Origin of the sequence: Burkholderia sp. MSMB1459WGS (assembly GCF_001534535.1) — a bacterium.
Classification (GTDB): domain Bacteria; phylum Pseudomonadota; class Gammaproteobacteria; order Burkholderiales; family Burkholderiaceae; genus Burkholderia.
Genome location: NZ_LPMU01000061.1, coordinates 42,413 through 65,290, shown reverse-complemented (window position 1 = coordinate 65,290; position 22,878 = coordinate 42,413). Strand labels below are relative to the sequence as shown.

At 68.5% G+C, this 22,878-nt stretch carries 24 protein-coding genes; 13 read left to right on the top strand and 11 right to left on the bottom strand.

Features of this window, described 5'->3' with window-relative positions; genetic code table 11:
* Positions 1-288 precede the first annotated feature (288 nt).
* From lpxK to adk, 4 genes are all read left to right on the top strand, one after another.
* Complete coding sequence (lpxK, locus tag WT97_RS23090) at positions 289-1,317, top strand: tetraacyldisaccharide 4'-kinase (RefSeq protein ID WP_060036249.1); 1,029 nt, start codon at positions 289-291, stop codon at positions 1,315-1,317.
* Complete coding sequence (locus WT97_RS23085; RefSeq protein WP_006482216.1) at positions 1,298-1,492, top strand: Trm112 family protein; 195 nt, start codon at positions 1,298-1,300, stop codon at positions 1,490-1,492. The genes lpxK and WT97_RS23085 overlap by 20 nt, the downstream gene beginning before the upstream one ends.
* A 124-nt stretch (positions 1,493-1,616) precedes the next feature.
* Positions 1,617-2,408 carry a 3-deoxy-manno-octulosonate cytidylyltransferase gene (kdsB, locus tag WT97_RS23080; protein ID WP_059795747.1) on the top strand — a complete coding sequence of 264 codons (792 nt, stop codon included), beginning with the start codon at positions 1,617-1,619 and terminating at the stop codon, positions 2,406-2,408.
* 208 nt (positions 2,409-2,616) lie between these two features.
* On the top strand, positions 2,617-3,279 hold the full coding sequence (adk, locus tag WT97_RS23075) for an adenylate kinase (protein ID WP_059504675.1): 663 nt from the start codon (positions 2,617-2,619) through the stop codon (positions 3,277-3,279).
* Between the two features lie 238 nt (positions 3,280-3,517).
* Here the strand turns inward: adk and WT97_RS23070 are convergent, their stop codons facing one another.
* Both WT97_RS23070 and murJ read right to left on the bottom strand, forming a co-directional pair.
* Positions 3,518-4,360, bottom strand: coding sequence for a SirB1 family protein (locus WT97_RS23070; protein WP_011546044.1), 843 nt, complete (start codon positions 4,358-4,360; stop codon positions 3,518-3,520).
* Positions 4,361-4,368: 8 nt separating this feature from the next.
* Positions 4,369-5,919, bottom strand: a complete 1,551-nt coding sequence (gene murJ / locus WT97_RS23065) for a murein biosynthesis integral membrane protein MurJ (RefSeq protein ID WP_059504672.1) — start codon at positions 5,917-5,919, stop codon at positions 4,369-4,371.
* 304 nt (positions 5,920-6,223) lie between these two features.
* Here murJ and rpsT point away from each other — a divergent pair, with 304 nt between their 5' ends.
* A complete protein-coding gene (gene rpsT, locus WT97_RS23060; RefSeq protein ID WP_006482211.1) occupies positions 6,224-6,496 on the top strand; it encodes a 30S ribosomal protein S20 in 273 nt (90 codons plus the stop codon).
* 155 nt (positions 6,497-6,651) lie between these two features.
* On the opposite strand, the gene WT97_RS23055 is transcribed toward rpsT, so the two are convergent.
* Complete coding sequence (locus WT97_RS23055; protein ID WP_011546046.1) at positions 6,652-6,972, bottom strand: DUF3579 domain-containing protein; 321 nt, start codon at positions 6,970-6,972, stop codon at positions 6,652-6,654.
* A 412-nt stretch (positions 6,973-7,384) separates the two neighbouring features.
* Between WT97_RS23055 and argF the strand changes: the two genes are divergently transcribed.
* Positions 7,385-8,314, top strand: coding sequence for an ornithine carbamoyltransferase (argF, locus tag WT97_RS23050; RefSeq protein WP_006482207.1), 930 nt, complete (start codon positions 7,385-7,387; stop codon positions 8,312-8,314).
* 87 nt (positions 8,315-8,401) lie between these two features.
* Here argF and murB read toward each other — a convergent pair whose 3' ends face one another.
* Positions 8,402-9,451, bottom strand: a complete 1,050-nt coding sequence (gene murB, locus WT97_RS23045) for a UDP-N-acetylmuramate dehydrogenase (protein WP_060354500.1) — start codon at positions 9,449-9,451, stop codon at positions 8,402-8,404.
* 136 nt (positions 9,452-9,587) lie between these two features.
* Between murB and WT97_RS23040 the strand changes: the two genes are divergently transcribed.
* Positions 9,588-10,073, top strand: coding sequence for a YajQ family cyclic di-GMP-binding protein (locus WT97_RS23040; RefSeq protein WP_034208219.1), 486 nt, complete (start codon positions 9,588-9,590; stop codon positions 10,071-10,073).
* Positions 10,074-10,152: 79 nt separating this feature from the next.
* On the opposite strand, the gene plsY is transcribed toward WT97_RS23040, so the two are convergent.
* Together plsY and ybaK are read right to left on the bottom strand one after the other, a co-directional pair.
* Positions 10,153-10,794, bottom strand: coding sequence for a glycerol-3-phosphate 1-O-acyltransferase PlsY (plsY, locus tag WT97_RS23035; protein WP_060354499.1), 642 nt, complete (start codon positions 10,792-10,794; stop codon positions 10,153-10,155).
* A 116-nt stretch (positions 10,795-10,910) separates the two neighbouring features.
* The gene (gene ybaK / locus WT97_RS23030; protein WP_060354498.1) at positions 10,911-11,402 is read right to left on the bottom strand and encodes a Cys-tRNA(Pro) deacylase; all 492 of its coding nucleotides are present in this window, start codon (positions 11,400-11,402) and stop codon (positions 10,911-10,913) included.
* A gap of 241 nt (positions 11,403-11,643) precedes the next feature.
* On the opposite strand from ybaK, the gene WT97_RS23025 reads away from it, so the two are divergent.
* Entirely contained in the window at positions 11,644-13,206 is a 1,563-nt protein-coding gene (locus WT97_RS23025) for a class I adenylate-forming enzyme family protein (protein ID WP_060354497.1), read from the top strand.
* A 63-nt stretch (positions 13,207-13,269) separates the two neighbouring features.
* On the opposite strand, the gene xerD is transcribed toward WT97_RS23025, so the two are convergent.
* From xerD to queG, 3 genes are all read right to left on the bottom strand, one after another.
* Positions 13,270-14,220 carry a site-specific tyrosine recombinase XerD gene (gene xerD, locus WT97_RS23020; protein WP_060354496.1) on the bottom strand — a complete coding sequence of 317 codons (951 nt, stop codon included), beginning with the start codon at positions 14,218-14,220 and terminating at the stop codon, positions 13,270-13,272.
* A complete protein-coding gene (locus WT97_RS23015) occupies positions 14,217-14,687 on the bottom strand; it encodes a methylated-DNA--[protein]-cysteine S-methyltransferase (protein WP_059795739.1) in 471 nt (156 codons plus the stop codon). Before WT97_RS23015 ends, xerD begins: the two co-directional genes overlap by 4 nt.
* A gap of 65 nt (positions 14,688-14,752) precedes the next feature.
* The gene (queG, locus tag WT97_RS23010; RefSeq protein ID WP_060354495.1) at positions 14,753-15,988 is read right to left on the bottom strand and encodes a tRNA epoxyqueuosine(34) reductase QueG; all 1,236 of its coding nucleotides are present in this window, start codon (positions 15,986-15,988) and stop codon (positions 14,753-14,755) included.
* Between the two features lie 17 nt (positions 15,989-16,005).
* On the opposite strand from queG, the gene tsaE reads away from it, so the two are divergent.
* Complete coding sequence (gene tsaE, locus WT97_RS23005) at positions 16,006-16,557, top strand: tRNA (adenosine(37)-N6)-threonylcarbamoyltransferase complex ATPase subunit type 1 TsaE (protein WP_059795734.1); 552 nt, start codon at positions 16,006-16,008, stop codon at positions 16,555-16,557.
* Positions 16,539-18,065, top strand: coding sequence for an N-acetylmuramoyl-L-alanine amidase (locus WT97_RS23000; RefSeq protein WP_059504653.1), 1,527 nt, complete (start codon positions 16,539-16,541; stop codon positions 18,063-18,065). Before tsaE ends, WT97_RS23000 begins: the two co-directional genes overlap by 19 nt.
* A 45-nt stretch (positions 18,066-18,110) precedes the next feature.
* On the opposite strand, the gene WT97_RS22995 is transcribed toward WT97_RS23000, so the two are convergent.
* Positions 18,111-18,989 (bottom strand): EamA family transporter, encoded by an 879-nt coding sequence (locus WT97_RS22995; protein ID WP_179949808.1) that lies wholly within the window; start codon positions 18,987-18,989, stop codon positions 18,111-18,113.
* A gap of 277 nt (positions 18,990-19,266) precedes the next feature.
* On the opposite strand from WT97_RS22995, the gene WT97_RS22990 reads away from it, so the two are divergent.
* Positions 19,267-20,148 (top strand): pirin family protein, encoded by an 882-nt coding sequence (locus WT97_RS22990; protein WP_060354493.1) that lies wholly within the window; start codon positions 19,267-19,269, stop codon positions 20,146-20,148.
* A gap of 52 nt (positions 20,149-20,200) precedes the next feature.
* A complete protein-coding gene (trxA, locus tag WT97_RS22985) occupies positions 20,201-21,049 on the top strand; it encodes a thioredoxin (RefSeq protein WP_011694383.1) in 849 nt (282 codons plus the stop codon).
* Positions 21,050-21,156: 107 nt separating this feature from the next.
* Here trxA and tcdA read toward each other — a convergent pair whose 3' ends face one another.
* Positions 21,157-22,014 carry a tRNA cyclic N6-threonylcarbamoyladenosine(37) synthase TcdA gene (gene tcdA / locus WT97_RS22980; RefSeq protein ID WP_060354492.1) on the bottom strand — a complete coding sequence of 286 codons (858 nt, stop codon included), beginning with the start codon at positions 22,012-22,014 and terminating at the stop codon, positions 21,157-21,159.
* Between the two features lie 128 nt (positions 22,015-22,142).
* On the opposite strand from tcdA, the gene pdxH reads away from it, so the two are divergent.
* A complete protein-coding gene (pdxH, locus tag WT97_RS22975) occupies positions 22,143-22,787 on the top strand; it encodes a pyridoxamine 5'-phosphate oxidase (protein WP_034208232.1) in 645 nt (214 codons plus the stop codon).
* The last annotated feature ends 91 nt before the right edge of the window (positions 22,788-22,878 follow it).

Here is a 22,878-nt window from a genome sequence, read left to right as displayed (position 1 = left end):
GCGTTGATTTTTATAATTTTTTAAAGCTTTCAGAATGATTCCCATCCGATTCGATGCCCGCCGGACGGGCGTTTGAGGCAATCGACCGGGGAGTTTTTCACAGAGTTATCCACAGGCCGGCCCGATCCGGCCCCGCACGCCGCGGCGGCCGGTCACGCTTGCCGCGCCCGCGTGCGGCGCGCTAGAGTGCCGCCTTCCACGGACCCTGCGGCATGCGCCGCCCAACGGAGAATCCGCCTTGACGAATCCGTCCCTCGCCGCGGCGCACGACGCGCCGCGCCCGGCCCGATGAGCGCGCCCGGCGGCCCGCTCGCGCGACTCGAAGCGCGCCTGACACGCGAATGGCAGCGGCGCGGCGCGCTCGCGTGGGCGCTCACGCCGTTCGCATGCGTGTTCGGCCTGTGCGCGGCGCTGCGGCGCACCGCTTACGCGCAAGGCTGGAAGCAGCCGGTCGACGTCGGCGTGCCGGTGGTCGTGGTCGGCAACGTGACCGTCGGCGGCACCGGCAAGACGCCGACCGTGATCGCGCTCGTCGACGCGCTGCGCGCGGCCGGCTTCACGCCCGGCGTCGTGTCGCGCGGCTATGGCGCGAACGTGAAGGCGCCGACCGCCGTCACGCCGGCGTCGCACGCGGGCGCGGCCGGCGACGAACCGCTCTTGATCGCGCGCCGCACCGGCGCGCCCGTGTGGGTATGCCCGGACCGCGTCGCGGCCGCGCAGGCGCTACGCGCCGCGCATCCGGACGTCGACGTGATCGTCAGCGACGACGGCCTGCAGCATTACCGTCTCGCGCGCACCGTCGAACTCGTCGTATTCGACCACCGGCTCGGCGGCAACGGCTTCCTGCTGCCGGCCGGCCCGCTGCGCGAGCCGCTGTCGCGGCACCGCGACGCGACGCTCGTCAACGATCCGTACAGCGGCGCGCTGCCGCCGTGGCCCGACACCTACGCGCTCGCGCTGACGCCCGGCGCCGCGTGGCACCTCGACCAGCCCGCGCTGCGCCGCCCGCTGTCGCAATTCGCGAACGAACGCGTGCTCGCCGCGGCCGGCATCGGCGCGCCGGAGCGCTTCTTCGCGACGCTGCGCGCGGCCGGCCTCGCGCCGGCGACCCGCGCGCTGCCCGACCATTACGCGTTCGCCGACAATCCGTTCGTCGACGACGCCGTCGATGCGATCCTAATCACCGAGAAGGATGCAGTAAAATTGGGCGCTTCCTGGCGCGACGCCCGACTGTGGGTGGTCCCCGTCGAAGCCGCGCTCGACCCTCGCCTCATTGCCCTCGTTGTGGAGAAACTCCGTGGACGCTCGCCTGCTTGAAATCATTGTGTGCCCTATCTGCAAAGGCCCGCTCCACTACGACCGTGCCGCGCAGGAGCTGATCTGCAACGCGGACAAGCTCGCCTACCCGATCCGCGACGGCATCCCGGTGATGCTCGTCGACGAAGCGCGCCAGACCGTCGAAGGCACGCCGGTCGACCCGGCCGGCCGCTGAACCGCCGCGCCGCTCGCCCGGCGCACCGATTCGAAACCGACGGCCCGGCCCCGGCCGGGTCGCCGCACTCCGCCGGACGACCGGCTTCCGGCGTCGCCCGCCCCGTTCTTCCCAACGCTTCCCGATGACTCACCCGCAACCCTTCATCGCCGTCATTCCCGCCCGGCTCGCGTCGACGCGGCTCCCGAACAAGCCGCTCGCCGATCTCGGCGGCAAGCCGATGGTCGTGCGTGTCGCCGAGCGCGCGCGCGAGGCGGGCGCGCAGCAGGTACTCGTCGCCTCCGACGCGCAGAGCGTGCTCGACGCGGCGCGCGATCACGGCTTCGAAGCGGTGCTCACACGCGCCGATCACCCGTCCGGCACCGACCGGCTCGCGGAAGTCGCGGCGGCCTTCGGCTGGCGCGACGACACCGTCGTCGTCAACGTACAGGGCGACGAACCGCTGATCGACCCCGTGCTCGTGCGCGACGTAGCGTCGCACCTGGCCGCGCATCCGGCGTGCGCGATCGCGACCGCAGCTCACCCGATCCACGACGCGGCCGACGTGTTCAACCCGAACGTCGTGAAGGTCGCGCTCGACGCGCAGAGCGTCGCGCTGTACTTCTCGCGCGCGCCGATTCCGTGGAGCCGCGACGCCTACCAGCCGCACTGGCCGAACGTCGCGGCCATGCCGGCACCGGCTTTCCCGGTCTATCGGCACATCGGCCTCTATGCGTATCGCGCGCGTTTTCTGCGCACCTATCCGTCGCTCGCGCAGGCGCCGATCGAACAGGCCGAGCAGCTCGAACAGCTGCGCGCGCTGTGGCACGGCGAGCGCATCGCAGTGCTGATCACCGAGTCCGCGCCCGAAGCCGGCATCGACACGCCGGCCGATCTCGCGCGCGTGCAGGCCCTTTTTCAGCCGGGTTCAAAATAACCCGTGGCATAATCAGGCGATTGTGCGAGCCGTCCGCGACCAGCGCGTCCTCGCTTGACCCCGCCCGTGGCCTTGCCGGCAGCCGCGCGTCGCCCTGGCCGACGCGCCGCATCAGACCGATCCGCCGCGCGCCGGGCAAGCCCCGCGCCCGCTGTCGCCGACGCCTTCGTGTCTCGCCACACGAATCTACATACTTGGAGATATCACCATGCGTTTGATCCTGTTGGGCGCGCCCGGCGCGGGAAAGGGCACCCAGGCAAACTTCATCAAGGAAAAATTCGGCATCCCGCAAATCTCGACGGGCGACATGCTGCGTGCCGCCGTGAAGGCCGGCACGCCGCTCGGCGTCGAGGCGAAGAGCTACATGGACGCCGGCAAGCTCGTGCCGGACGCGCTGATCATCGGCCTCGTCAAGGAACGCCTGAAGGAATCCGACTGCGCGAACGGCTATCTGTTCGACGGCTTCCCGCGCACGATCGCGCAGGCTGACGCGATGAAGGAAGCCGGCGTCGCGATCGACTACGTGCTCGAGATCGACGTCCCGTTCTCGGAAATCATCGAACGCATGAGCGGCCGCCGCACGCACCCGGCATCGGGCCGCACGTACCACGTCAAGTTCAACCCGCCGAAGGTCGAAGGTCACGACGACGTGACGGGCGAACCGCTGATCCAGCGCGACGACGACAAGGAAGAAACCGTCAAGAAGCGTCTCGAAGTGTACGAAGCGCAGACCAAGCCGCTGATCACGTACTACGGCGACTGGGCGCAGCGCGGCGAGGAGAACGGCCTGAAGGCGCCGCAGTATCGCAAGATCTCGGGCCTCGGCACCGTCGACGAAATCCGCGAGCGCGCGTTTGCCGCACTGAAGTAAGCAGCGCGTCGCACACCCGCAAGCCGCCCGTTCCGGGCGGCTTTTTTTTGCCTGCCGCGATGTGCACGATCGCGCACGTGTCGCCGCTGCGCTGTGGCACCCCGTACGATCGGGCGAACGCGCGGGTTGCGCCGGCGGCGCGATCCGGATGCGGCCGACGTCGCCGCACGCGCAAGAAAAACGCCCGCGATGCGGGCGTTTTTTTCGTGTGCCGGCAGCGGCGCGCGGGCAACTCAACTCAATCTTCGCCGTCGCGCTGCATCCGCTGCCGCAATTCGCTGACCTGCGACTCGACGACGGTCGCGTCTTCCGCCTCCGGCCGCTCGCCGAGATACTGCTCGAGATCCTCGAGCGCGGGACGCAGGTAGTCGAGCCGCGCATACGCGAAGCCGCGGTCGCGCACTTCGTCGAGTTGCTCGGGCAACAGGATCACGAGCCGCTGCTGCACCGCGAGCAGCCGCTGCCAGCGTTCCGTCTGCAGGTAGATCGTCTTCAGGTTGCGCAACATCCGCGCGATGATCTCGCGGCTCGTCGCGGGCTGCAGCAGCGCGCGCAACGCGCTGTCGACCGCACCGGCCGCACGCGCGACGTACGGTTCGAGCATCTCGACCATCTCGGCTTCGGACAGCGAATGGCCGTTGGTCGGATCGATGATCAGGTCGCCGTCCGGCAGCGTCACGCGCAGCAGGAAATGTCCGGGGAACGACACGCCGCGCGCCGGCACGCCGATCTGCTCGGCGAGCTCGAGGTACAGCACCGACAGCGAGATGGGGATCCCGCGCCGCCGTTTCAGCACGGCGTTCAGGTGGCTGTTATCGGGGTCGTAGTAATCGTTGTGATTGCACGCGAAGCCGAGCTCGCGGAAGAAGAAGTCGTTCAGCGCGGCGACGCGGCCCTTCAGGTCCGTATCGTCGGCGAGCCGCCGGCGCAGCCGCGCCGCCAGCATGTCGAGTTCGGCCAGCGTGCCCTGCAGGTCGAGGTCGGGATACGCGTCCTGCGCCAGCGACAGCGCGGCTTCCGTGACGGGCAGACTGTCGTCGTCCGCCACGAGCGTGCTGAAGTAGTCGAGGACGCGGGTCATTGCGGTCGTCACTTGGCGCGCCTTCTGAAGTAAGCGTATTTGAAGCCCATCACCCACAACATACCGAAATATAGTGCAGCAAACAGCACGAGGCACGCCGCCATCAGCGCAATGCGATCGAGCGGCTGCGCGCGCATCCCGGTCCAGTCGAAACTGATCGCGCACCAGTGCATCAGGCCCGCGAGCACGAGCGCCGCGCCGACGAGCTGCACGAAGAAGCGCAGCCAGCCCGGCGACGGCTGATAGATGCCGCGCTTGCGCAGCCCGAGGAACAGCAGCAGCGAGTTCAGGCATGCGCCGACGCCGATGCTCAGCGTGAGGCCGGCATGGCCGATCAGCGGCACGAACACGTAGTTCGACAGCTGCGTGACGATCAGCACGCCGACGGCGATCTTCACGGGCGTCTTGATGTCCTGCTTCGCATAGAAGCCCGGCGCGAGGATCTTGATCAGGATGATGCCGACGAGGCCGATCCCGTAAGTGGCGAGCGCGCGCGCGACCATCGTGACGGTATGCGCGTCGAACTTGCCGTAGTTGAACAGCGTCGCGGTGAGCGGCGTCGCGAAGAAGAACAGCGCGAGCGCGCTCGGCGCCGCGAGCAGGAACGTGACGCGCAGCCCCCAGTCGAGCAGCGCCGAATATTCGTGCGAATCGGCATCGACGTGCGCCTTCGACAGGCTCGGCAGCAGGATCGTGCCAAGTGCGACGCCGAGCAGCGCCGTCGGGAATTCCATCAGGCGGTCGGCGTAATTGATCCACGACACGGCGCCCTGCCCGAGGCGCGACGCGATGTTGGTGTTGATGATCAGCGACAACTGCGCGACGGAGACCGCGAACGTCGCGGGCACCATCTTCGCCAGCACACGCTTCACGCCCGGATGACGCAGCGCACGCAGCGGGTTGAGGCCGATCAGCGGCACCATGTCGATCTTCTTCAGGCCCGGCAACTGCACGAGAAACTGCAGCACGCCGCCGACGATGACGGCCCACGCGAGCGCGTAGACCGGCACCTTCAGGTGCGGCGCGACGAACACGGCCGCGGCGATGAACGCGACGTTGAGCAGCACCGGCGCGAACGCGGGCAGCGAGAAGCTCTTGTACGTGTTCAGCACGCCCGACGCGAGCGTGGTCAGCGAAATGAACACGATGTACGGGAACATGATCCGCGTCATCGTGACCGCGAGCGGGAACGCCTGGCCGTCGCCGTGCAGGCCGGACGCGACCGCGAACACGACCCACGACGCGCCGGCGATCCCGACGACCGACAGCACGGCCAGCGCCCACGCGAGCACGGTGGACATCGCGTCGACGAGCGCCTTCGTCGCATCGTGACCCTGCTGGTTCTTGAACTCGGCGAGGATCGGCACGAATGCCTGCGAGAACGCGCCTTCGGCGGACAGGCGGCGCAGCAGGTTCGGGATACGGAAGGCGACGTAGAACGCGTCGGTGTATTGACTGGCGCCGAACGCACGGGCGATCAGCGTCTCGCGGGCCAGTCCGGTCACGCGCGACAGCAGCGTGAAGCCGCTGACCGTCAGCAGGGCTCGGAATAGATTCATGGGGCGCTTATTATACGGACGTTGCGCGACCCAGCCACCGGCCGATGCCGAAAAGCGCACCCGCCGCCGGCGCCCCGCCCGGCGGGCGTTACGTCGAACTTGCCACTCGCTTGATTTTGTTGCTATAATCGCCGGTTTCTGGGCTCGTACATGCACGGCAACTGCCGTTTTCATGTCCCGGCCTCGGTTAAAATCACCGTTTTTTTATGCGCCCCTGGGCAATCGTTCTCAGGGGACGGATCGAAAAGCAGCGCTTGGCCGTCAGGCTCCAAGCTCTGGAAACAGGACAGGATAAGGAACCGTCATGGCTAACTCCGCACAAGCACGCAAGCGCGCCCGTCAGGCCGCGAAGGCAAACTCGCACAACTCGGCGCTGCGCTCGAAATTCCGTACCGCGATCAAGTCGGTTCGCAAGGCTGTCGAAGCCGGCGACCAGGCAAAGGCTGCCGAGCTGTTCAAGGCTGCCGTGAAGACGATCGACACGATCGCCGACAAGAAGATCGTTCACAAGAACAAGGCCGCTCGCAGCAAGAGCCGCCTGGCCGCAGCCGTCAAGGGTCTGCAGGCAGCAGCGTAAATCCGGTGTGCCCGCTTCGGCGGGTGCTCCTGTTTCCTGCGATCGCAAAAAAGCCCGCCTCGGCGGGCTTTTTGTTGCCTGTCGCCTACGCATCACGCACGGCGGCGGCATTCGTCCGGGCGGGCGCAGCACGCGCCCTCGCCCGTCGACATCACTCACTTCTTCGTGTTGTAGTCGGGCAGCTCGCACGCCTCGGTCACGACGAGGTTGTTGTCCTTCGCGAAGTTCAGCACGAAATCGAAAGCCATCGGCTCGATGTCGCGCAACCGCGAATCGAGGATCACGCATTTCAGGTCGCCGAGCATCGTCGGGCGCACGTACAGCGAATACTTGAGACGCGCATTCGGCCCGCTCGCCCCCGGCCCGAAGCAGGCCATCACACCGGCCAGTCGTTCCGACCAGTCGCTCGGGCGAAACTTTTTCCCGTCTTTCGTGATGCCCTGGATGAAAAATTCGGTCGGAGGGGTTTCAGCCATGTGGTTACCCAAGTGACGGCCCGGCGATGCCCAGGCAACGGCGCCTGGGTACGCGAACACAAAGCTGGAGGGTCGGCGGCACGAGCCGATCGATATCCCGAAAACGGGGCGTCGAGGCGCGCCGCCGGTGGACTGCACCGGATGTGTGCAGCGCACGGCTTGTGTCCGGCAGAGCGCGAAAAGCCTTGCCTGCCGGGCTGGAGAAAACTTTCGAATTATACCGCAGCGCGCCATCGCGCGTCGTCCCGACACCCCCGCTCCCACGCCGCCGGTCGTGCACGGCGATCCAGCGCCGCGTCGCGCCACGGCTCGTCAAAGCACGGAAAATCCTTTATGCTGCTTTGAGTTATCCACACCCGACGGCGGCGCCGTCCGGCCTCGCTGCCGGGTGAGACCCGCCGTATTTCGTTTCATGACCGCCAAAACCATTCGTCACTACCTGCAGTTCAAGGATTTCTCGCTGGAAGACTACGAGTACGTGCTCGAACGCACGGGTATCCTGAAGCGCAAGTTCAAGAACTACGAGACCTACCACCCGCTGCACGACCGCACGCTCGCGATGATCTTCGAGAAGAGCTCGACGCGCACGCGCCTGTCGTTCGAGGCCGGGATCTTCCAGCTCGGCGGCCACGCCGTCTTCATGAGCACGCGCGACACGCAGCTCGGCCGCGGCGAACCCGTCGAGGATTCCGCGCAGGTCATCTCGCGAATGGTCGACATCATCATGATCCGCACGTTCGAGCAGGACGTGATCACACGCTTCGCGCAGAACTCCCGCGTGCCGGTGATCAACGGCCTGACCAACGAATATCACCCGTGCCAGGTGCTCGCCGACATCTTCACGTACTACGAACACCGCGGCCCGATCGCCGGCAAGACCGTCGCGTGGGTCGGCGACGCGAACAACATGCTGTACACGTGGATCGAAGCCGCGCAGATCCTCGGCTTCAAGCTACGCCTGTCGACGCCGCCCGGCTATGCGCTCGACATGAAGCTCGTGTCGCCCGACAGCGCGCCGTTCTACGAGGTGTTCGACGATCCGAACGAGGCGTGCAAGGGCGCCGATCTCGTGACGACCGACGTATGGACGAGCATGGGTTTCGAGGCCGAGAACGAGGCGCGCAAGCAGGCATTCGCCGACTGGTGCGTCGACGAGGAAATGATGGGCCATGCGAATCCGGATGCTCTCTTCATGCACTGCCTGCCCGCGCACCGCGGCGAGGAAGTGACAGCCGGCGTGATCGACGGCCCGCAGAGCGTCGTGTGGGACGAAGCGGAAAACCGCCTGCACGTGCAGAAGGCGCTGATGGAGTTCCTGCTGCTCGGCCGCCTCAAGCACTGACGCGCCGCAACGCACACGCGTAAAAAAGCGCCGGTCGATGATCGGCGCTTTTCGTTTGGATGCGCCAAAACCGGCGCACGCACTGCGTTACAGGCAGACCGGCTCCGCCTCCAGCTCGACGCCGAACCGCGCGCGCACGTCGGCCTGGATCGCCCGCGCCAGCGCGAGCACGTCGGCGCCGGTCGCGCCGCCGCGATTGACGAGCACGAGCGCCTGGCGGTCGTGCACGGCCGCCGCCCCGAGCGCGCGACCCTTCCAGCCGCAGCGGTCGATCAGCCAGCCGGCCGCGAGCTTCACGTGCCCGTCCGGCTGCGGATACGACACGATCTCCGGCGCGCGAGCGCGCAATGCATCGAACTGCGCGGCGTCGATCACCGGATTCTTGAAGAAACTGCCCGCATTGCCGAGTACCAGCGGGTCGGGCAGCTTCGCGCGGCGGATCGCGACGACCGCGTCGAACACGTCGCGCGGCGTCGCCGCATCGGGCGCGATACCGCGCGCGTCGAGTTCGCGCGTGACGTCCGCGTAGCCGAGCCGCGGCGCCCATTGCTTCGGCAGCCGGAACGTCACCGCGACGATCGCGAACCGGCCGCGCCCTTCCCGCTTGAAGAAACTGTCGCGATAGCCGAACGCGCAGCGCGCGGCGTCGAAACGCTCGCGACGCCCCGTCGCCAGCTCGACCGCGACCAGGGAATCGAAATACGCCTTCATCTCCAGGCCGTACGCGCCAATGTTCTGGATCGGCGCGGCGCCGACGGTGCCCGGGATCAGCGCGAGATTCTCGAGGCCCGGCATCCCGCGCTCGAGCGTCCACGCGACGAACGCGTGCCAGTTCTCGCCGCCGCCGGCCTCGACGTACCACGCATCGTCGTCCTCGCGCACGACGCCGCGGCCCGCGATCTCGTCGAGCAGCACGACGCCGTCGAAATCGCGCGTGAACACGATATTGCTGCCGCCGCCGAGCACGAGCTGCGGCAGGTTCGCGACCCGCGGGTCGCGATGCAGCGCCTCGAACTGGGCCGCCCGGGTGATGCGCGCGGCGAAACGCGCGCGCGCGGCGATGCCGAACGTGTTGTGCTCGACGAGCGGATGGTCGGGAAGCAGCGACAGGGCGGAATCGTCAGGAGGCATCGGCATTCGCGGTCACGTCGGCCCGGGCGGCGCATGGCCGGCCTTGGGCAAACGGAGGGGCATCGGTAAAATGGCAAACAGTCCGCAATTATAGCGAGTGCCCGCGCGCGAGCCGGGCGCCCGCATCTCAAGGGAGAATGCCATGCCATCGTTCGACGTCGTTTCCGAAGCGAACATGATCGAAGTGAAGAACGCCATCGAGCAGTCGAACAAGGAAATCTCGACGCGCTTCGACTTCAAGGGCTCCGACGCACGCGTCGAGCAGAAGGAACGCGAGCTGACGCTGTTCGCCGACGACGATTTCAAGCTCGGCCAGGTCAAGGACGTGCTGATCGGCAAGCTGGCCAAGCGCAACGTCGACGTGCGCTTCCTCGACTACGGCAAGGTCGAGAAGATCGGCGGCGACAAGGTCAAGCAGATCGTCACCGTGAAGAAAGGCGTGACGGGCGACCTCGCGAAGAAGATCGTGCGCCTCGTGAAGGACAGCAAGATCAAGGTGCAGGCGAGCATCCAGGGCGACGCGGTGCGTATCTCGGGCGCGAAGCGCGACGACCTGCAAAGCACGATCGCGATGCTGCGCAAGGACGTGACCGACACGCCGCTCGACTTCAACAACTTCCGCGACTGACCGGCCGCCGGCCCGTCACGTCGTCCGGCCGGGCCCCGCATACGCGGCGCGCCCGGCGCGCGGCAAGCGCCGCGCCTTCTCAGGCTTTCCCGCCGTCGTGCGCGCCGCCGTCCGCGGCTGCCTTCTTCTTGTCGCCGATCCGGCTCTCCTGTCCCGCGAGCAGCTTCGAAATGTTGCCGCGGTGGCGCCACACGAGCAGCACGCTCATCGCGAGCACGGCCCAGGCGATCGGGTTGTGGCCCGGCATGCCGAACTGGAACACGTCGAACACCGGCGCGAACACGGCCGCCACCAGTGCCGCGAGCGACGAATAGCGGAAGAAGAACGCGACGATCAGCCAGGTCAACGCGGTCGCGAGCCCGAGCATCGGGTGCACGGCGAGCAGCACGCCGGCCGCGGTCGCGACGCCCTTGCCGCCCTGGAAGCGGAAGAACACCGGGTACAGGTGGCCGAGGAACACGGCAATCGCGACCCACGCGACCGCGACGTCGGGCAGGCCGAAGCGCCGGGCGAGCCAGACGGCGATCCAGCCCTTGAACGCGTCGCCGACGAGCGTCAGGATCGCGGCCTTCTTGTTGCCGCTGCGCAGCACGTTGGTCGCGCCGGGATTCTTCGACCCGTACGAACGCGGGTCGGCCAGACCCATCGTGGCGCTGACGACGACGGCGAACGACACCGAACCGATCAGGTAGGCAACGAGGGCGGCGAGCAGGGTCTGCATGCGGGGAACTCTTCTTTCAACGTATCGGGAAAGGGACGGCGGTGCACGGCAAGCCGGCAAGCCGAAACGGCGCCCATTCTACCGAACGGGCGCGGACTGCCACGAAGGTGAAACCCTCAGTCGATGCTCGCGCACTGCACCGGCTGCGCGCGGAGCAGCGACGTGAGCACCGCCGGCGCGAGGCTGACGAGGTAGCCGCGCCGGCCGCCGTTCAGGTAGATCGTCGGCAATTCGAGGATCGTCGCCTCGACGTAGACGGGCATCGCCTTGCGTGTGCCGAACGGCGACGTGCCGCCGACGAGATAGCCCGAATGGCGGTTCGCGACCTCGGGCTTGCACGGCTCGACCCGCTTCGCGCCGATCTGCCGCGCGAGATTCTTCGTCGACACGGTGCGGTCGCCGTGCATCAGTACGATCAACGGCTTCGCGTGTTCGTCTTCCATCACGAGCGTCTTCACGACGCTATGCTCGTCGACGCCGAGCTGGCGCGCCGATTCGCCGGTGCCGCCGTGCTCGACGTATTCGTACGGATGCTCGCCGAATGCGACGCCGTGGCGGCGCAGCAACTGGGTCGCGGGGGTTTCGGACACGTGTCTGGATTTGCTCATGGCGGCATTTTAATGGCGAACGATCGGCGCGCGCGCAATGGCATGCCCGCGCCGACGGTATACTCGCGGCCCGGTTTTTCCGCCGGGTGGCCCGCCGCCTCTTGACGACGATTGCACGCGTCATCGTTGCGGACATCGCGAAGCGCTATTGCCCGATTGGCCGATTGTGGCGCGCGTGCCGTCGTGGCACGATCGTTCGCAAATATCGTCGGCCGCCGCCTGCCCCTCTTCTGGAGACGCCATGTCCTCGCCTCGCCGTTCATCCGAATTGCTCGACGTCGATGCGCTGCTCGCCGCGCTGCCGCGTCGCATCGCCGACGTGCCCGCCCATCGGGCCGTGCAATCGCCTGCGCATCCGGCGCTGATCGAAGATGCGCGCCGCCTGTCGTACGGCGAGCTGGCGCGGGCCATCGAAGCGGCGGCAGCACGGCTGGCGAGCCTGGGCGTGCAAGGTGGCGACCGCGTGATGATCGTCGCGGAAAACTGCGTCGCGCAGATCGTGCTGCTGTTCGCGGCCGCCCGCCTCGACGCCTGGGCGCTCCTGTCGAACGCGCGGCTGTCGGCCGCCGAGCTCGACGCGATCGCCGCGCATGCGCACCCGAAGCTGATTGCATTCACGACAGATGTATCCCCCGATGCGCGCACCCATGCCGAGCGGCTCGGCGCCGCGCCCGCCGGCGCACTGCCGGTCGACATCGGCACGTGGTCGTATCGGGTCGATGCGGGCGCGCCCGCCGAACCGGTGGCCGCCGACGGCGCCGAGCAATGCGCGGCGCTGATCTACACGACGGGCACGACCGGCATGCCGAAGGGCGTGATGCTGTCGCACCGCAACCTGCTGTTCATCGCGGCGACATCGAGCACGCTGCGCCGCGTGTCGCCCGACGACGTCGCCTACACGGTGCTGCCCGTGTCCCACGTGTACGGGCTCGCGTCGGTGTGCCTGGGCAGCCTGTACGCGGGTGCGACGCTGCGGCTCGCGCCGCGCTTCTCGCCGGAAGCCGTCCGCGTCGCGCTCGCCGACGAAGGCGTCACGATCTTCCAGGGCGTGCCCGCGATGCACGCGAAGCTGCTCGAACACCTGCACACGCACGGCCACGCATGGCGCGCGCCGCGGCTGCGCTTCGCGTATTCGGGTGGCTCGCCGCTCGATGCGAACCTGAAGGCGCGCGTCGAGCGCCTGTACGGCGTGCCGCTGCACAACGGCTACGGGATGACCGAAAGCAGCCCGACGATCACGCAGACGCCGCTCGACGCGCCGCGCACGGACAGTTCGGTCGGCGTGCCGATTCCGGGCGTCGACATGCGGATCGTCGCGCCGGACGGCACCGACGTGCCGCCCGGCGAAGTCGGCGAGATCCGCGTGCGCGGGCCGAACGTGATGCTCGGCTACTACCGCGACGCGGACGCGACGCGCGCGGCCGTGTCGCCGGACGGCTGGCTGAGCACCGGCGATCTCGCGCGGCAGGACGCGGACGGCGCGGTGACGATCGCCGGCCGCAGTAAGGAACTGATCATCCGCTCCGGCTTCAACGTGTATCCGGTCGAGGTCGAACAGGTGCTGAACGCGCATCCGGACGTCGTGCAGGCGGCCGTGATCGGCCGCGCGATCGAAGGCAACGAGGAAGTGCTCGCGTTCGTCGAGCTGGTGCCGGGCGCGACGGCGGACGAGGCGGCATTGCACGCGTGGTGCGCGGATCGGCTCGCGGCTTACAAACGCCCTGCGCATATCCGCGTGCTCGCTGCCCTGCCGGCCGCGTCGACCGGCAAGGTGCTCAAGCACCGGCTGCGCGAACTGATCTGACGCGGCCACCGCACACGCGTGAGCCCGCATCGGCGTGTGCGGCGCCGCATGCTCGGGCGCGCGTCAGCCGCGCGGGTGGTGCTGCGCGTGCAGCGTCTTGAGCCGCTCGCGCGCGACGTGCGTATAGATCTGCGTGGTCGAGATGTCGCTGTGGCCGAGCAGCAGCTGCACGACGCGCAGGTCGGCGCCGTGGTTCAGCAGGTGCGTCGCGAACGCATGCCGCAGCGTGTGCGGCGACAGGTGCGCGCGCACGTCGGCCTGCTGCGCGTGCCGCTTGATGATGTTCCAGAACTGCTGGCGCGTCATCCCGTCGCCGCGAGCGGTCACGAACAGCGCGTCGGCCGCGCGCGCGCCGAGCAGCGCCGGCCGCGCGTCGCGCAGGTAGCGTTCGATCCAGCCGTGCGCGACTTCGCCGAACGGCACGAGCCGCTCCTTCGAACCCTTGCCCATCACGCGCACGATGCCTTCGTTGAGGCCGACCTCGACCGTCTTCAGCGTCACGAGCTCGCTCACGCGCAGCCCGCTCGCATACATCAGCTCGAGCATCGTGCGATCGCGCAGACCGAGCGGCGTGCCGATGTCGGGCGCGCCGAGCAGCGCCTCGACCTGCGCCTCGGACAGCGTCGACGGAAACCGGGCCGCCTGTTTCGCGGACGTGATCCGCAGCGTCGGGTCGGCGCTCGCGCGATGCTCGCGCACGGCCCAGCCGTAATAGCGGCGGAACACCGACAGTCGCCGGTTCGACGACGTCGCCTTGCCGTCGCTGCGCGCGGCGATGTAGCCCGTCACCATCGCCTCGTCGGCCGAGTCGAGCGGCGCGTCGTGCGCCGCGGCCAGCCATTGGGAAAACAGCGCCAGGTCGCGCCGGTACGCATCGAGCGTGTTGCGCGCGAGCCCGTGTTCGAGCCACAGCGCATCGCAGAACACGTCGATCGACGCGCGGCTCGCGAGCAGCGCGGGCGACACCGCGACGGCATCGCCGTCGGCTTCGGGGGAAATCAGCGGTTCGCTCATCGGTACGGCACGCCCTCGTGCGTCAGCAGCCAGCGCTTCACTTGCTGGTAATAACCATTGTCGTCGTGGTTCGCGAACCCGCCGAGGCCGCCCGCCGCGACGACGCGATGGCACGGAATCACGAGCGGGAAGTAGTTCGCGCCGCACGCCTGGCCGACCGCGCGCGGCGCACTGCCGATCCGCTTCGCGACCTGGCCGTAGGTCAGCACCGTACCGGGCGGGATATCGCTGATCACGTCCCACACGCGGTGCTGGAATGCGCTGCCGACGTCGGCGAGCGGCAGGTCGAAGCGGGCGGACGCGCACTCGAAATAACGTTCGATCTGCTCGACCGCGCGCTTCGCGAGCGCCGAATCCGGCTCGACCGACTTCATCGATTCGGGCAGATAGACGATCTCGCGCACCACCGCGGCATCGGTGCGGATGCCGACCTTGCCGAACGGCGCGTCGATGACTGCGTTGAACATTGCCTTCTCCTGACCGGGGGATGCGCGCGGCCCTGCCCGCGCGCCGACGACACTTTACGCCGCCTTCACGCGGCTCGCAGCGCCCATTCGACATGCTCGCGCACGACCGGCGACGGATCGTCGGCCCGCGCGCGCAGCGCGGCGACGATCGCATCGCGCGCGGGAGGGTCGAGCCGGCCCGCGCCGGCGCGCAGCGCATTGCCGAGCCCGACCGCGAGATTGCGCAGCCAGCTTTCGTAGCCGATACGCCGGATCGCGCTGCCCTGCATCCGCGTATCGAACGCGTCGGCGTCCCACGCGAACAGCTCGACGAGCGTCGCGCGGTCGAGGCCGTGCCGCACGTCGAAATCGGCGACGGGCGCGGCCTGCGCGAACTTGTTCCATGGACACACGAGCTGGCAGTCGTCGCAGCCGTACACGCGATTGCCGATCATCGGCCGCAGCGGCTCGGGGATGCTGCCTTTCAGTTCGATCGTCAGATACGAAATGCAGCGGCGCGCATCGACGCGGTACGGCTCGACGATCGCGCCGGTCGGGCATGCGTCGAGGCAGCGCGTGCAACTGCCGCAATGCGCGCCGGGCGTCTCGGGCGCGATGTCGGGCGACGTGTGCGCATCGGTCGGCAGCGGCAGATCGACGTAGATCTCGCCGAGAAAGAACAGCGAGCCGGCGTCGCGCTGCAACAGCAGCGTATGCTTGCCACGCCAGCCAACCCCGGCCTTCTGCGCAAGCTCGACTTCGAGCACGGGCGCCGAATCGGTGAACACGCGGTGGCCGAACCCGCCGATCTCGTGCTCGATGCGTTCCGCGAGCGTCTGCAGCCGGTTGCGCAGCACCTTGTGATAGTCGCGGCCGCGCGCATAGATCGACACGACGGCCGCCTGCGGATCGTCGAGCCGCGCTCGTTCGCGCGCGCGCCAGTCGTGCGCGACGAGCGCATCGGGCGCGCCGCCGGGTGCACCGTCAGCGAGCGTTTGGGCCGGCAAATAGGCGAGCCGCACGGAGATCACGCGTCGCGTACCGGCCACAAGTTCGGCCGGCCGCGCGCGTTTCATCCCATGTTTCGCCATATAATCCATCTCGCCGTGGTACCCGGCTTCCAGCCAGGCGGCGAGGCCTGCTTCGGCATCCGAGAGATCGGTATCGCTGATGCCGATCGCCCCGAAACCCAATTCGCGCCCCCACGCCCTGATGCGAGCGGCGAGCGCAGTCAACGCCGCATCGTCGAGCGCGCACGGCGCCGCGCCTTCGTCACGAGTCGAAGGCCTGTCGGATGCGGTGCGTTCCGGTAGTCGGTTCATCGCACTATTTTACGAGAATGCCAGCCACGCCCAGCCAACCGCCTCATGCCATGTTGCCCGCCCCGCTCGCGGAGCGCGTGATCGCGCTCGCCGACGAAGCGGCAACCGAGGCCTTCGGCACGCGCTTCGCGCACGCGCTCGACGCAGCGCGCATCGCGCTCGACCGCGCCCATGCGTTCGACGGGCTGCAGATCCAGCTGATCGGCGATCTCGGCGCGGGCAAGACGACCCTCGTGCGCGCGATCCTGCGCGGCCTCGGCCACTCGGGGCGCGTGCGCAGCCCGACCTATACGCTCGTCGAGCCGTACGCGCTCGAACGCAGCGATGGGGAACTCGAGGTCTATCACTTCGATCTGTATCGATTCAACGATCCGGCCGAATGGTCCGACGCAGGCTTTCGCGAATATTTCAATTCCAGCGCGATCTGCCTCGTCGAATGGCCGCAACAGGCGGGCGCCCTGCTCGGCGTGCCCGATCTGGTTTTCTCGCTCGACGTGGACGGCGACGGCCGCGCCCTCACCGTCCGTGCGTACAGCGCTTCAGGAAAGGCATGTCTCGAAAGATGTTGATCAAACCGTTCCGCTCGATCGAATCGGCGGCCACCGCGACGCACAACTGGCGGCGCCGTCAGATTCTGCGCGCGGGGGCGTCGACGCTGGTGCTCGGTCTCGTCGCGCCGCGGCTCGCGCACGCGTCGTCGGTGCTCGGCGTGCGCGTGTGGCCCGCGCGCGATTACACGCGCGTCACGATCGAATCCGATCAGCCGCTGCAGAATAGCCAACAGTTGCTGCAGGGTCCCGACCGGCTCGTCGTCGACCTGAGCGGCCTCGACCTGGACCAGGCGCTGCGCGACCTCGTATCGAAGATCGCGCCGAACGATCCGCAGATCCAGTCGGTGCGCGTCGGCCAGTATCAGCCGCACGTCGTGCGGATGGTGTTCGACCTGAAAGGCTCGGTGAAGCCGCAGGTGTTCACGCTGCCGCCCGTCGGCACGTACAAGTACCGGCTCGTGTTCGACCTGTATCCGGCCGTCGCGCCCGATCCGCTGTCCGACCTGATCGCGCAGACGGAACGCAAGGAACAGGCGCTCAACGACACCGCGCGCGCGCAGCAGATGCAGCCGCCGCCCGCGCTGGCCGGCCCGGGCACGCCGCCGCCCGCCGCGGGCGACAACAGCGACGCATTCTTCCAGCGTTTCGCGCAGAACACGCCGGCCGCGCCGCATGCGCCGCCGGCCGCCGGCACGCCGTCGACGCCCGCGAAGCCGGCCGTCAAGCCGCCGCCCGTCATCGCGCGCCGTGACGACAACGACGACGACGGCGACACCTACAAGTTCACCGCGCCGAAATCCGGCAAGGGCGGCACCGTGCGCCTGCTGACGGTCGCGATCGATCCGGGCCACGGCGGCGAGGATCCGGGTGCGATCGGCGGCGCCGGCACGTACGAGAAGCACATCGCGCTCGACATCGCGAAGAAGCTGCGCGCGAAGATCGACGCTGCACCGAACATGCGCGCGATGATGACGCGCGACGCCGATTTCTTCGTGCCGCTGAACGTGCGCGTGCAGAAAGCGCGCCGCGTCGGCGCGGATCTCTTCGTGTCGATCCACGCGGACGCGTTCACGACGCCGTCCGCGCGCGGCTCGTCGGTGTTCGCGCTGTCCGACCACGGCGCGACGAGCGCCGCGGCGCGCTGGATGGCGAACAAGGAGAATTCGTCGGACCTGATCGGCGGCATCAACATCAAGACGGCGGACGCGGCAGTGAACCGCGCGCTGTTCGACATGTCGACGACCGCGCAGATCCGCGACTCGCTGCGCTACGGCAACTACGTGCTGAAGGAAGTGGGCGGGATCAACAAGCTGCACAAGGGCTCGGTCGAGCAGGCCGGGTTCGCGGTGCTGAAGGCGCCCGACATTCCATCGATCCTCGTCGAAACCGCATTCATCAGCAACCCGGACGAAGAGCGCCGGCTCAACGACGACAGCTATCGCGACGAGATGGCCGACGCGATCTTCCGCGGCATCAAGCGTTATTTCGCCGCAAATCCGCCGCTCGCGAAGAACCGGATGGCCTGAGCGCCGCCCGCCCCCTGCCGCCGGCACGCAGCGCGTGCCGGCGCGTCACGACGCCGCGACGCGGCTCAGCAGTTTCCCGCCGAACACGTTCACCGCGAGCCCGCCCATCACGAGCGCGGCGCCGATCAGCTGCGCTTGCGTCAGATGCTCGTCGAGCAGCAGCGCCGACGACGCGAGCCCGACGATCGGCACCAGCAGCGAGAACTGCGCGACCTGCGCGGCCGGGTAGCGCGACAGCAGGCGGCTCCACAGCCCGTAACCGAGCAGCGTCGCGACGAACGCGAGATAGACGACCGCGAAGATCGACGCGCCGTCCAGGCCCGCGAGCGCGATCGCGATCCGCTGCGGCCCTTCGAACCACAGCGACAGCAGGAAGAACGGCACGGGCGGCACGAGGCTTGCCCACACGACGAGCGACACGAGATTCGCCTTCCCGACCTTCTTCGTGACGATATTGCCGACGGCCCACATCGCGGCCGCGCAGATCGTCAGCAGGAAGCCCGCGAGCGTCATCGCGCGGCCGCCCTGCGCGGCGATCACGACGAGCCCGCCCGCGGCGATCGCCAGCCCGATCAGGTTCTGCGCACGCAGCCGCTCGCCGAGGAACAGCATCGCGAACACCAGCGTGAAGAACGCCTGCGACTGCAGCACGAGCGATGCGAGGCCGGCCGGCATGCCGACGTACATCCCGGTGAACAGGAACACGAACTGGCCGAGCTGGATCGTCGCGCCGTACAGCACCAGCAGACGCCACGAAATCTGCGGCCGGTGCACGAAGAACACCGCGGGCACGGCCGCGAGCGTGAAGCGCAGCGCGCCGAGCAGCATCGGCGGCATGCCGTGCAGGCCGACCTTGATCACGACGAAGTTCACGCCCCACGCCAGAATCACGACCAGCGCGAGCAGCAAGTCCTTCGGGGCCATCATCGGCGTCTCCTTCGATTGTCGAATCATTGTCGTGAAGCCGGTCAGTCTACCGGGTTTCGCGCCCGGCCCGATACCCGCGCTGCGCGCGTGGAATCGGCCGCGCGCGCCGCCGGCGTGCGCAGCGGCTCGTGCAACGCGGGGGATACCGCACGACGCATGCCTGCCGCAGCCGCATCGCGCCGCAGCGTACCGCGCGCTTCGCGTTCCCCGTCACGCGCGCCGCCGCGCCGCCAGTACAATGACCGGCAATCCAGCCGTTCCCACGAGGCCCGCCATGACCGACTCGATCAAAGCCCTGCTGAAGCCGCACGTGCGCGACATCGGCAACCTGCAGGTGCGCCGCACGCTGCCCGCGCTCGCCGCACGCCTCGTCGGCCCGTTCATCTTCTTCGATCACATGGGGCCCGCCATGCTGCCGGCCGGCACGGGGCTCGACGTGCGCCCGCATCCGCACATCGGGCTCGCGACGGTCACCTACCTGTTCGATGGCGCGATCCTGCACCGCGACAGCCTCGGCTCTCGGCAGGAAATCGTGCCGGGCGACGTGAACTGGATGACGGCCGGCCGCGGGATCGTCCACTCGGAGCGCACGCCGGACGCGCAGCGCGCCAGCGGCCATACCGTGCACGGGATCCAGACCTGGGTCGCGCTGCCGCAAGCGCACGAGACGACCGAGCCGTCGTTCGAGCACCACGCGGCCGACACGCTGCCCAAGCGCGACGAACACGGCGTGTCGCTGACGGTGATCGCCGGCGACGCGTTCGGGCTGCGCTCGCCCGTGACGACGTTCTCGCGCACGCTGTACGTCGCGGCCGAATTCGCGGCCGGCGGCCGGCTCGAACTCGATGCGTCGCACGAGGAGCGCGCGGTCTACGTGGTCGACGGCGAGCTCGCGATCGACGGCACGCCGGTGCCGGCCGAACGGATGGCCGTGCTCGCGCCGGACGCGACGGTCACGCTGACGAGCGGCCGCGGCGCGCGTGCGATGCTGCTCGGCGGCGACCGGATCGACGGCGAACGCTTCATCGAGTGGAATTTCGTTGCGAGCAGCCGCGACGCGATCGAGCGTGCGAAAGCGGCCTGGACGCGCCAGGAGATGGGCAAGGTGCCGGGCGAAACCGAGTGGATTCCGCTGCCCGAATCGAAGCCGCGTTGAAAAAGCGACGCGCCACCCCCATCCTGACGATATTCGAACGGAAGAGAACGACATGGACACCACGCTTGCCACATTCGAGAAAGACGTCATCGAGGCGTCGCTGGACACGCCCGTGCTGGTCGACTTCTGGGCGCCGTGGTGCGGCCCCTGCAAGACGCTCGGCCCGCTGCTGGAAAAACTCGAAGCCGACTACGCAGGCCGCTGGAAGCTCGTGAAGGTCAACGTCGACGAGAACCAGGAACTCGCCGCGCACTTCCAGACGCGCAGCATCCCGCACGTGATCGCGTTCGCCGACGGGCGCCCGGTCGACCAGTTCGTCGGCGTGCTGCCCGAAGGTCAGTTGCGCGCGTTCCTCGACCGGCTGCTGCCGGCGGCCGAGGAAGCCGAGCGCCGCGCCGCGCAGTATGCGATGGCCGAACAGCGCTTCGACGATGCGCTCGCGCACCTCGAAGCGGCGCTCGCGCTGAACCCCGGCTACGACGACGCGCGTCTCGACCTGATCGAGCTGCTGCTCGCGCGCAACGAGGTCGACGCCGCGCGCGCCGAAACCGAACGCCTGTCGCCGCAAACCGTGCAGAACGGCGACCCGCGCTATCAGGCGATCAAGACCCGTTTCGACGCGCTCGACGCCACGGCCGACCTGCCGCCGACCGACGCGCTCGAAGCGCGTATCGCGGCGAACCCGGCCGATCTCGACGCGCGCTTCGACCTCGCGCAGAGCCTGATCGCGCGGCGCGCGTACGAAGGCGCGCTGGAACAGTTGCTGGAAATCGTGACGCGCGATCGCGCCTACGGCGACGACCTCGGCCGCCGCACGATGATCTCGGTGTTCGAACTGGCCGGCGATCGCCCCGACCTCGTCGCCGCGTGGCGACGCAAGCTGAGCATGGCGCTCAACTGATGCGCGCCCGGCCGGGCCGCGATGGCCCGGCTGCATCGCCGTATCGCTCGCGGCACGTCACCCGCGCCGCGGCATCATCTTGCCCTGCCCGCCCGCGCGCCGCGGGCTCAGCCGGCCGCCCGTGCCGCGATCGCCCGCAGCGCATGCGCGGCGGCCGCGAACCCGAAGCTCGCGGTCACGCACACACTCGAGCCGAAACCCGCGCAGTTGAGCCCCGCGACGTGCGCGGCCGCGGACGGCTCCGCGCCGTCCTCGATGTCGCAGGCCGCCGCTTCCGGATAGATCAGCGGCTCGTCCGAATACACGGCGCTGATCTTGAAACGCGCCTTCGGCCCGCGCGGAAAACCGTGTTGCTTGCGCAACTGCGCGCGCACCTTCGACAACAGCGGATCCTGGATCGTCAGCGCGAGGTCGTCGATGCGGATGCGTGTCGGGTCGAGCTGCCCGCCCGCGCCGCCGACGACGATCAACGGTTGCCGCTTCGCGACGCACCATGCGATCAGCGCGACCTTCGTGCGCACGCTGTCGATCGCGTCGATCACGTAGTCGAAGCCGCCGCCGAGCAGCGCGTCGAAATTGTCGGGCTCGACGAAATCCTCGATCCGGTTCACGCGGCACGCGGGATCGATCAGCGCGATCCGCTCGGCCATCGCGTCGACCTTCGGCTTGCCGTAATTGCCGTCGAGCGCATGGACCTGCCGGTTCGTGTTGCTTTCCGCGACGTTGTCGAGATCGATCAGCGTGAGCGTGCCGACCGCGTTGCGCGCGAGTGCCTCGGCCGCCCACGACCCGACGCCGCCGATTCCGATCACCGCGACGTGCGCCCGCTCGAACGCGGCGGCGGCCGGCGCGCCGTACAGGCGCGCGACGCCGCCGAAACGCCGCGCGCGATCCACGTCAAGCCGGATTTCCGGGGTCGGGGTAAGATCGGAAGAACTGGGCGGGACAGCGTCGGCGGAGGACATGGCAGCAAGGAAAACGTAAGTCGTGCAGCCCTCTATTTTGCCTGAACTCCCCGCTCGCACGCGCCACTGTGCACGCACGATTCTCGCGCGTTCGCTATACTGGCCCCAGATTGAAGCGTTTGCATAACATGACGACTCTCGCCGATCTCCGCATCAACTATTCGCGTGCTTCGCTCGACGAGGCCGATGCCGCCCCCGATCCCTTCGCCCAGTTCGATCGCTGGTTCAAGGAGGCGCTCGCCGCCAAGCTGCCCGAGCCGAACACGATGACGCTCGCGACCGTCGGCGCCGACGGCCGGCCGTCGGCCCGGATCGTGCTCATCAAGGGCGTCGACGAACGCGGGTTCGTCTTCTTCACCAATTACGAAAGCCGCAAGGGCCACGATCTCGCCGTGCATCCGCAAGCCGCGCTGCTGTTCTACTGGATCGAGCTCGAGCGCCAGGTGCGCATCGAAGGCCGGATCGAGAAAACCAGCGCGGAAGAAAGCGACCGCTATTTCGCGTCGCGCCCGCTCGGCTCGCGCATCGGCGCATGGGCGTCGGAGCAGAGCACCGTGATCGACAGCCGCGCGACGCTCGAAGCGCGCGAACGGGCCGTCAGCGAGCGCTACGGCGACGACCCGCCGCGCCCGCCCCACTGGGGCGGCTACCGCCTCGTGCCCGATTCGATCGAGTTCTGGCAGGGGCGCCCGTCGCGGCTGCACGACCGCCTGCTCTATACGCGCGACGCCGCGGCGGCGTCGGGCTGGACGATCTCGCGCCTGTCGCCGTAAGCGCGCCGCCGGCGCGTGCCGGCCGTGTCTCGTGTTGCATCCGGGCGCCCGCGCGGCAAGCGGCGGGCGCCGGTCAAGATACTTGGCTGTA